This window comes from Streptomyces flavofungini (assembly GCF_041028215.1).
Lineage (GTDB): Bacteria > Actinomycetota > Actinomycetes > Streptomycetales > Streptomycetaceae > Streptomyces > Streptomyces flavofungini_B.
Window position 1 is genome coordinate 1 of record NZ_JASKYR010000368.1, and the last position, 8,435, is coordinate 8,435.

Here is an 8,435-nt window from a genome sequence, read left to right on the forward strand (position 1 = left end):
GCCTTCCGCTGCTCGATCCGCTCCCGCAACTCACGCTGCGCGGCCAGCTCGATCTCGGCATCGGACAACTCGGCCTTCTCGGCGCTGCCGTCGGAGTCCCCTTGGCCCGTGTCGTCGCCCGAGCCTTCGCCCGWGCCATSGGKGGCGKSTYCGCCTGCTCCGTGCCGGGCGGGTCCGCCTGCTCCGCGGCGGCGGGTTCCGTACTCACAGCGTGCTCCAGTCGTGATCGGGATAGCGGTGCACGGGCGCCGACACATCGTCGAGCGCCTGGCAGATCTCGTCAGGAAGACTAAGGGTCTCCACTGACAACGCGGCCGTGAGCTGCTGCGCGTTGCGCGCGCCGACGATCGGTGCCGTCACTCCCGGGCGGTCCCGGACCCAGGCGAGGGCGACCTGGAGGGGGCTCACGGCGAGGCCGTCGGCGGCTGTGGCGACCGCGTCGACGATGCGGGCCGCCGCGTCGTCCAGATACGGCGCGACGAACGGCGCCATGTGGTCGGAGCCGCCGCGCGAGTCCGCCGGGGTGGATTTGCGGTACTTCCCCGTGAGCACACCGCGGCCGAGCGGCGACGAGGGCAGCAGGCCCACCCCCAGGTCCAGGGCGGCGGGCAGCACCTCGCGCTCGATGCCGCGCTGGAGCAGCGAATACTCCATCTGGGTGCCCGCGATGCGGGTGCGGGCGCCCGGCACCGCCAACTGCCAGGTCGCGGCCTTGGCGAGCTGCCAGCCGCAGAAGTTCGAGACGCCCGCGTAGCGCGCCCGCCCGCTGCCGACCGCGACGTCGAGAGCGTGCAGGGTCTCGTCGATCGGCGTACCCGGATCGAAGGCGTGGAGCTGCCAGAGATCCACGTGGTCCGTGCCGAGGCGGGCCAGTGAGGCGTCGAGGGCGGCGAGCAGATGGCCGCGCGAGCCGTCGAAGCGCCGCTCGGGGTCGGGCACACTGCCCGCCTTGGTGGCGATCACCAGGTCACGCCGGGGCACGAGCCGCTCCATCAGCCGCCCGAGCAGATACTCGGCCTCGCCGTCCCCGTACACATCAGCGGTGTCGACCAGCGTGCCGCCCGCCTCCCAGAACACCTTCAGAAGATCGGCGGCGTCGGTCTCCTCGGTGTGCCCCCAGGTGAGGGTGCCGAGTCCGATCCGGGACACGCGCAGGCCGGTCCGGCCGAGATGCCTCTGCTCCATGGGCGCTGAGATTACTCACCGGGCCCCGCCCGCGGGCGGGCCTGTGGACAAACCATCGACTGTGGAGAACCCCGTCACCCCGAACCGGCCGCCACGCCACCGCGCCGCGCCGCACCGCGCCGCGCCGCACCCGCACCGCACCCGCGCCGCACGGCACCCGCACCCGCGCCCCTCCGCGCCGCGCACCCTCCGCCCCTGACGAATACCGGCCCCGCGCGCTACAGTCCCCGGCACAGGGACGTTACTCATGAGTACAGCGGTTAGGGGATCGGCCATGCAGCTCGGGATCAACCTCGGTTACTGGGGCGGCGGGATGGACGCGGACAATCTCGCGGTCGCCAGGGAGGCCGACAAGCTCGGCTACGCCGTCTGCTGGGCCGCCGAGGCCTACGGCTCGGACGCCGCGACGGTGCTCTCCTGGGTGGCGGCGCAGACCGAGCGCATCGACATCGGGTCCGCCATCTTCCAGATCCCGGCCCGCCAGCCCGCGATGACCGCGATGACGGCGGCCACCCTCGACTCGCTCTCCGGCGGCCGCTTCCGGCTCGGCCTCGGCGTCTCGGGCCCGCAGGTCTCCGAGGGCTGGTACGGCGTGAAGTTCGACAAGCCGCTCGCCCGCACGCGGGAGTACGTCGAGATCGTCCGCAAGGCCATGACCCGCGAGCGCCTCTCCTACGAGGGCGAGCACTGGACGCTGCCCCTGCCCGACGGCCCCGGCAAGCCCATCAAGCTGACGGTCCACCCCCAGCGCGAGCACATCCCGCTGTACATCGCCGCGATCGGCCCGAAGAACCTGGAGCAGACCGGCGAGATCGCCGACGGAGCCCTGTTGATCTTCCCGGCCGCCGAGCACCTGGAGGAGACCGCGCTGCGGCACCTGCGCGCCGGACGCGAGAAGGCGGGCAGGACCATGGACGGCTTCGACGTCGTCCCGACGCTGCCGCTCGCCCTCGGCGAGGACACGCAGGTCGGCGCCCTCGCCGACATGTTCCGGCCCTACACCGCGCTGTACGTGGGCGGCATGGGCAGCCGCAAGCAGAACTTCTACAACCAGCTCGCGCGGCGGATGGGGTACGAGAAGGAGGCCGCCGAGATCCAGGACAAGTACCTGGCGGGCGACAAGGAGGGGGCGGCGGCAGCGGTGCCGCAGCAGCTCATCGACTCCACGACGCTGCTCGGCTCGGTGGACCGCATCGCCGACCGGATGCGGGCCTACGCCGACGCCGGTGTCACCACGCTCACGCTGTCCCCCGCGGGCTTCACCCTGGACGAGCGGATCGCCGCCCTGCGGGCGGGCACGGAGGCCGCCGAGCGGGCCGGTCTGGCGTAGCACCAAGACGTACGAGAAGACGCACGATCAAGGCGCACGACAAGACGCAACCAGGCGTACGTGCAAGGTGAGTTCTTTCGCGGCCGTGGTGGGGGCTCGGGGGGTCTTCCCCGCCACGGCCGTCACTCGGAACAACGCTCAACGGGCCCCGCGGTTACGGCCGTCGGCACCCCGCCCGTCCCACGTTCGGCCGAGTTGTCCGTCGCCACCTGTTGCCCGGTCGCCGTCGGCGCACTTGACTGTTTCTTTGCGGACGTCCACGCACAGGGGCATGGAGGTGCCAATGATGCTTTCGGCCAGGAGTGTCTTCGAGGAGATCCTCGCCAACGACGAGTCGTTCCGGCTCTTCTGCTCGATCGCCGCCAGCGGTGAGGCCCAGGGCGGCTGGGAGAACGGCCGGATCGCCGCCCTCGTCCCGGAGGCTGAGCGGGCCCTCGCTCCGAAGATCAGCCGCCACGGCGCCGACGAGGACAAGCACGGCAGGATCTTCCGCGCGCTGCTGAAGAAGCGCGGTCTGCGCCCGGTCGACGTACCCCCTGAGACCGACTACACCATGCTCCTGGAGCAGCACGGCATCGGCCTCGCCCACGAGAAGCTGAAGGCCGACGAGCAGCTCACCTCGCGCGACGTCATCACGTATCTCGCGCACAGCAGGGTCACCGAGCAGCGCGCGTCGGAACAGATGCGGCTGCTGCTCAAGTACTTCGCCGACCACCCGGACGTCGGCCGCGCGGTCCGCATGATCTCGGCCGACGAGGACAACCACCTCGCCTACTGCCACGAGGAGTTGCTGCGCCTGGCCGCCGCCGGGCACGGCCGGGCGATCCAGCGCACGCTGCGCGAGTGCGCGCTGGCCGAGATCCGCGTCTACCGCGACGTGAGCCTCGCCGTGATGGACCACATGGGCCGGGTCCTCGGCTGGCCCGCCGCCAAGCGGGGCGTGCTCGCCGCGGGCATCCACGCCATGTACGCGTACGAGCGCGCCGGCGGCTGGCGGCGGATGGTCTCGCTGGCCCCGCCGGAGCGGCGCGACGCCCTCGGCGGCCCCGCGGCGGCGGCCCCCGAGTTCGCCTGACGCCACCGCGTGCCCGGCGCGGACTACAGCCACCCGCGGCGCTTGAACATGCGGTAGAGGACCACTTCGAGGACGACCATCAGGGCGATCACGGCCGGGTAGGCCCATACCCAGTGCAGCTCGGGCATGTGGTCGAAGTTCATGCCGTAGACGCCCGCGATCATCGTGGGGACCGCGGCCATGGCCGCCCACGCCGAGATCTTCCGCATGTCGTCGTTCTGGCGCACGCTCATCTGCGCCAGATGTGCGGACAGGATGTCCGACACCAGCCGGTCGAGCCCCTCCACCGACTCGTTGACGCGCGTCAGGTGGTCGTTGACGTCCCGGAAGAAGGGCTGCGCCGTCTCGTCCACGAACGGCACCGACGGGCCGAAGGGACCCGCTCCGGAGAGCCGGGCCACGGGCAGCGCGAGCGGGCCCGTGGCCCGGCGGAACTCCAGGATCTGCCGCTTGAAGGTGTAGATCCGCGACGCCGTGTGCCGCGAGCCCCCGTCGTCCGGCGAGAAGACCTCCGCCTCAAGCACCTCCAGGTCGGCCTGGAGCTCGTCGGCGACCTCCAGGTAGTGGTCCACCGAGGCGTCGGCGATCGAGTACAGGACCGAGGTCGGGCCGTGCCTGAGCACCTCCGGCTCCGCCTCCAGACGGTGGCGCACGACGCCGAGCGGGGCGCCCTCGCCGTGCCGGACGGTCACCACGAAGGAGTCGCCCACGAAGATCATGACCTCGCCGGAGGAGACGGTGTCGCTGTCCGGCTCGTAGACGACCGGTTTGAGCACCATGAACAGCGAGTCGTCGTACACCTCCAGCTTGGGCCGCTGATGCGCCTTGAGGGCGTCCTCCACGGCCAGCGGATGCAGCCCGAACTCCTCGCTGACCTTCTCGAACTCCGCCTCCGTCGGCTCGTGCAGACCGATCCAGACGAACGCGTCCCCCGTGGCGCGCGCCTCGTCCAGGGCGTCGGAGAAGTCCAGGGGCCCCTCGCTCCGATGGCCTTCGCGGTAGATGGCACAGTCGACGATCATGCAATGCAGTGTTCCCAGCCATCCCGGACCTTGCACCCGCTCGACGCGTCCGGGGGTGTTTGACGGCAGGATCTAGGCTGTCCGTATGCCCACGCTGATCCTCGTCCGGCACGGACGCTCCACCGCCAACACCGCGGGTCTGCTCGCCGGGTGGACCCCCGGCGTGGCCCTCGACGAGCGCGGTGCCGCACAGGCCGCCGCGCTGCCGGACCGGCTCGCGCCCGTACCCCTGGCCGAGGTCGTCACGAGCCCGCTCCAGCGCTGCCGCGAGACCGTCGCGCCGCTGCTCGCGGCCCGCCCGGACCTCAAGCCGCACACCGACGACCGGATCGGGGAGTGCCACTACGGCGACTGGTCGGGCCGCAAGCTCGCCGAGCTGGCCGACGAGCCGCTGATGGAGGTCGTCCAGCAGCACCCCTCCGCCGCCGCCTTCCCGGGCGGTGAGTCCATGCGGGCGATGCAGACCCGCGCCGCCGAGGCGGTGCGCGAGTGGAACGCGCGCGTGCGGCGCGACCACGGCGAGGACGCCACCTACCTGATGTGCTCGCACGGGGACGTCATCAAGGCACTCGTCGCCGACGCCATCGGGCTCCACCTGGATCTTTTCCAGCGCATCTCCGTGGAGCCCTGCTCCGTCACCGTCATCCGGTACACGCGGCTGCGGCCCTTCCTCGTACGCCTCGGGGACACCGGCGACTTCGCGTCGCTCGCGCCCCGGCAGGAGCCGCCGGGAAGCGACGCGACGGTCGGGGGCGGTGCGGGCGCACCGTGATCGTCAGCCGCAGTAGGGTGAAGCGGTTGCAGCAGGTCCCCTGACCCGTTCAGCCGCCGCGCCGGAGCCGGTGCGGCATCCGTACCCCGCAGTCGATCCCATGGAGCCAGGTCGTGTCCCGTCAGGTGTTCCTCTACGACCCCCCGGAGCGTTTCGTCGCGGGAACGGTCGGGCTCCCGGGACGGCGCACGTTCTTCCTGCAGGCCTCCGCGGGCGTCAGGGTGACCAGCGTCGCCCTGGAGAAGACCCAGGTCGCCGCCCTCGCCGAGCGCATGGAGGAGCTCCTCGACGAGGTCGTGCGCCGCAGCGGCGGCAATGCCGCGGTGCCGGCCGTGGCGCCCACCGAGGTCGCCGACAGCGCCCCGCTGGACTCCCCCGTGGAGGAGGAGTTCCGCGTCGGCACCATGGCGCTCGCCTGGGACGGCGACCAGGAACGGATGATCGTCGAGGCGCAGGCGCTCGTCGAGCTGGACGCCGACTCCGAGGACGACCTGGCGGAAGCCGAGGAAAGGCTTCTTCAGGACGAGGAGAACGGCCCGCCGATGCTCCGCGTCCGGCTCACCGGGGCCCAGGCCCGTGCCTTCGCCAAGCGCGCCCTCGACGTCGTGAACGCGGGCCGCCCGCCGTGCCCGCTGTGCAGCCTCCCGCTCGACCCGGAAGGACACGTATGCCCGCGTCAGAACGGATACCGGCGGGGCGTGTGACCACCGACCCCGTCACGCTCCTCACCCACGGGGAGCTCACCGTGCGCGGGCAGATCCGCGAGGCCTCCAACGCGGTGCTGTACTGCACGGTCGCCCACGACGGCCAGGAGGCGGCCTGCGTCTACAAGCCGGTCGCGGGGGAGCGGCCCCTGTGGGACTTCCCCGACGGCACGCTCGCGCAGCGCGAGGTCGCCGCGTACGAGGTGTCCCGGGCCACCGGCTGGGACCTCGTACCGCCCACCGTGCTGCGCGACGGGCCCTACGGACAGGGCATGTGCCAGCTCTGGATCGAGGCCTCCGGGGACGAGGAACTGCTCGCCCTGGTCGACGCCGACGAGCCGGAGGAGGGCTGGAAGGCGATCGGGCGCGCGCAAGTGGACGAGGACCGCACCGCGCTGCTCGTGCACGCCGACGACGCCCGGCTGCGGCGGCTCGCGGTGCTCGACGCCGTGATCAACAACGGCGACCGCAAGGGCGGCCACCTGCTGGCCTCCGGCGGCGTCCTCTACGGCATCGACCACGGCGTCACCTTCAACGCCGACGACAAGCTGCGCACGCTGCTCTGGGGCTGGGCGGGCGAGCCCCTGACCGAGGAGGCCACCGAGGTGCTGCGGGGCCTGCGGGACGCGCTCAAGGAGGGCGCCGCCCTCGCCGAGCGGCTCGCCGTCCTCATCACCGAGGCGGAGACGGAGGCACTACGCGCGCGCGTGGCGGCGCTGCTGGAATCCGGCCGTCATCCGGAGCCGTCCGGGGAGTGGCCCGCGATTCCCTGGCCGCCCGTGTAGCCGTGCGTGCGGGGGCTCTTCACGGCGTCCGGGCGGGGGCTCTCCGCGGTGTCCGGGCGGGGACTCCTCGCGGTCTCCGGGCGGGGTGTGCGCCGGGTCTTCGCGGCGCTTCGTGGGAGGTCCTTCGCGGTGCCTCGTGGGGGTTGTCCGCGGTGCCTCGCGGGGGTTCCTCGCAGCGTCTCGCGGGGTTCTTTCTCGGCCGTCTGCCCCATTCCTTGATCCCCACTCGTATACGGACGCTCCGTCCGGTTAGGCTCAAGGCATGCATGCCTGGCCCGCTTCTGAGGTCCCCGCCCTTCCTGGCAAGGGCCGCGACCTCCGGATCCACGACACCGCGACCGGCGGACTCGTCACCCTCGACCCCGGTCCCGTCGCCCGTATCTACGTCTGCGGCATCACTCCGTACGACGCGACCCACATGGGTCACGCGGCGACCTACAACGCGTTCGACCTCGTGCAGCGCGTGTGGCTCGACACCAAGCGGCAGGTTCACTACGTCCAGAACGTGACCGACGTGGACGACCCGCTCCTGGAACGCGCCAACCGCGACGGAAAGGACTGGGTCGAGCTCGCCGAGGGCGAGACCGCTCTGTTCCGTGAGGACATGACCGCGCTGCGGCTGCTGCCGCCGCAGCACTACATCGGAGCCGTCGAGGCGATACCCGGCATCGTGCCGCTCGTCGAACGGCTCAGGGAGCTGGGCGCCGCCTACGACCTCGAAGGCGACGTCTACTTCTCCGTGGAGTCCGACAGCCACTTCGGGGAGGTGTCCGGGCTCGACGCCGCCGCCATGAAGCTGCTCTCCGCCGAGCGCGGCGGCGACCCCGAGCGGCCCGGCAAGAAGAACCCGCTCGACCCGATGCTCTGGATGGCCGCCCGCGAGGGTGAGCCGAGCTGGGACGGCGGCAGTCTCGGGCGGGGGCGCCCCGGCTGGCACATCGAGTGCGTGGCCATCGCCCTCGACCACCTCGGCATGGGCTTCGACGTGCAGGGCGGCGGCTCCGACCTCGCGTTCCCGCACCATGAGATGGGGGCCTCGCACGCGCAGGCCCTGACCGGTGAGTACCCCTTCGCCAAGGCGTACGTGCACGCCGGCATGGTCGGTCTCGACGGCGCGAAGATGTCCAAGTCCAAGGGCAATCTCGTCTTCGTGTCGAAGCTGCGGAGGGCCGGGGTCGACCCGGCCGCCATCCGGCTCGCCCTCCTCGCGCATCACTACCGCGCGGACTGGGAGTGGACGGACGGGGTCCTCGAAGAGGCCGTCGAGCGGCTCGGGCGCTGGCGTGCGGCGGTGTCCCGTCCCGACGGGCCGCCCGCGGAGGCGCTCGTCGAGGAGGTTCGGGAGGCTCTCGCGAACGACCTGGACGCGCCTGCGGCGCTGGCCGCCGTGGATCGGTGGGCCGCCCGGCAGGCCGCCGAGGGCGGTACGGATGAGGGGGCGCCGGGGGTGGTGTCGCGGACCGTCGACGCGTTGCTTGGCGTGGCCTTGTAGCGGCCGCTCCCGGCTCGGCCCGCACCGCCCTGCGGGCCCCGCCGCCCCTCAACGCCGGACGGGCTGCGCC

8 protein-coding genes are annotated in these 8,435 nt (G+C 72.1%); 6 read left to right on the forward strand and 2 right to left on the reverse strand.

What is annotated here, in order from left to right; all coding sequences use genetic code 11:
- Positions 1–204: 204 nt before the first annotated feature.
- A complete protein-coding gene (locus AB8Z36_RS23760; protein WP_369215399.1) occupies positions 205–1,185 on the reverse strand; it encodes an aldo/keto reductase in 981 nt (326 codons plus the stop codon).
- A 274-nt stretch (positions 1,186–1,459) separates the two neighbouring features.
- Between AB8Z36_RS23760 and AB8Z36_RS23765 the strand changes: the two genes are divergently transcribed.
- The gene (locus AB8Z36_RS23765) at positions 1,460–2,515 is read left to right on the forward strand and encodes an LLM class F420-dependent oxidoreductase (RefSeq protein WP_369215405.1); all 1,056 of its coding nucleotides are present in this window, start codon (positions 1,460–1,462) and stop codon (positions 2,513–2,515) included.
- A gap of 286 nt (positions 2,516–2,801) precedes the next feature.
- Positions 2,802–3,590 carry a ferritin-like domain-containing protein gene (locus tag AB8Z36_RS23770; RefSeq protein ID WP_369215406.1) on the forward strand — a complete coding sequence of 263 codons (789 nt, stop codon included), beginning with the start codon at positions 2,802–2,804 and terminating at the stop codon, positions 3,588–3,590.
- A gap of 23 nt (positions 3,591–3,613) precedes the next feature.
- Here the strand turns inward: AB8Z36_RS23770 and corA are convergent, their stop codons facing one another.
- Positions 3,614–4,612, reverse strand: a complete 999-nt coding sequence (gene corA, locus AB8Z36_RS23775; RefSeq protein ID WP_369215400.1) for a magnesium/cobalt transporter CorA — start codon at positions 4,610–4,612, stop codon at positions 3,614–3,616.
- 85 nt (positions 4,613–4,697) lie between these two features.
- Between corA and AB8Z36_RS23780 the strand changes: the two genes are divergently transcribed.
- The 4 genes from AB8Z36_RS23780 to mshC all read left to right on the forward strand — a co-directional run bounded on the left by AB8Z36_RS23780 (position 4,698) and on the right by mshC (position 8,365).
- Positions 4,698–5,384 (forward strand): histidine phosphatase family protein, encoded by a 687-nt coding sequence (locus AB8Z36_RS23780; RefSeq protein WP_369215401.1) that lies wholly within the window; start codon positions 4,698–4,700, stop codon positions 5,382–5,384.
- Between the two features lie 113 nt (positions 5,385–5,497).
- Positions 5,498–6,088 (forward strand): DUF3090 domain-containing protein, encoded by a 591-nt coding sequence (locus AB8Z36_RS23785; RefSeq protein WP_369215402.1) that lies wholly within the window; start codon positions 5,498–5,500, stop codon positions 6,086–6,088.
- A complete protein-coding gene (locus AB8Z36_RS23790; protein ID WP_369215403.1) occupies positions 6,052–6,873 on the forward strand; it encodes an SCO1664 family protein in 822 nt (273 codons plus the stop codon). Before AB8Z36_RS23785 ends, AB8Z36_RS23790 begins: the two co-directional genes overlap by 37 nt.
- 262 nt (positions 6,874–7,135) lie before the next feature.
- Positions 7,136–8,365 carry a cysteine--1-D-myo-inosityl 2-amino-2-deoxy-alpha-D-glucopyranoside ligase gene (gene mshC / locus AB8Z36_RS23795; protein ID WP_369215404.1) on the forward strand — a complete coding sequence of 410 codons (1,230 nt, stop codon included), beginning with the start codon at positions 7,136–7,138 and terminating at the stop codon, positions 8,363–8,365.
- The last annotated feature ends 70 nt before the right edge of the window (positions 8,366–8,435 follow it).

Excerpts from the sequence above, each read along its gene's own strand:
- AB8Z36_RS23760 (WP_369215399.1), bottom strand. The coding sequence starts at position 1,185 with ATGGAGCAGAGGCATCTCGGCCGGACCGGCCTGCGCGTGTCCCGGATC.
- AB8Z36_RS23765 (WP_369215405.1), top strand. The coding sequence starts at position 1,460 with ATGCAGCTCGGGATCAACCTCGGTTACTGGGGCGGCGGGATGGACGCG.
- AB8Z36_RS23770 (WP_369215406.1), top strand. The coding sequence starts at position 2,802 with ATGCTTTCGGCCAGGAGTGTCTTCGAGGAGATCCTCGCCAACGACGAG.
- corA (WP_369215400.1), bottom strand. The coding sequence starts at position 4,612 with ATGATCGTCGACTGTGCCATCTACCGCGAAGGCCATCGGAGCGAGGGG.
- AB8Z36_RS23780 (WP_369215401.1), top strand. The coding sequence starts at position 4,698 with ATGCCCACGCTGATCCTCGTCCGGCACGGACGCTCCACCGCCAACACC.
- AB8Z36_RS23790 (WP_369215403.1), top strand. The coding sequence starts at position 6,052 with ATGCCCGCGTCAGAACGGATACCGGCGGGGCGTGTGACCACCGACCCC.
- mshC (WP_369215404.1), top strand. The coding sequence starts at position 7,136 with ATGCATGCCTGGCCCGCTTCTGAGGTCCCCGCCCTTCCTGGCAAGGGC.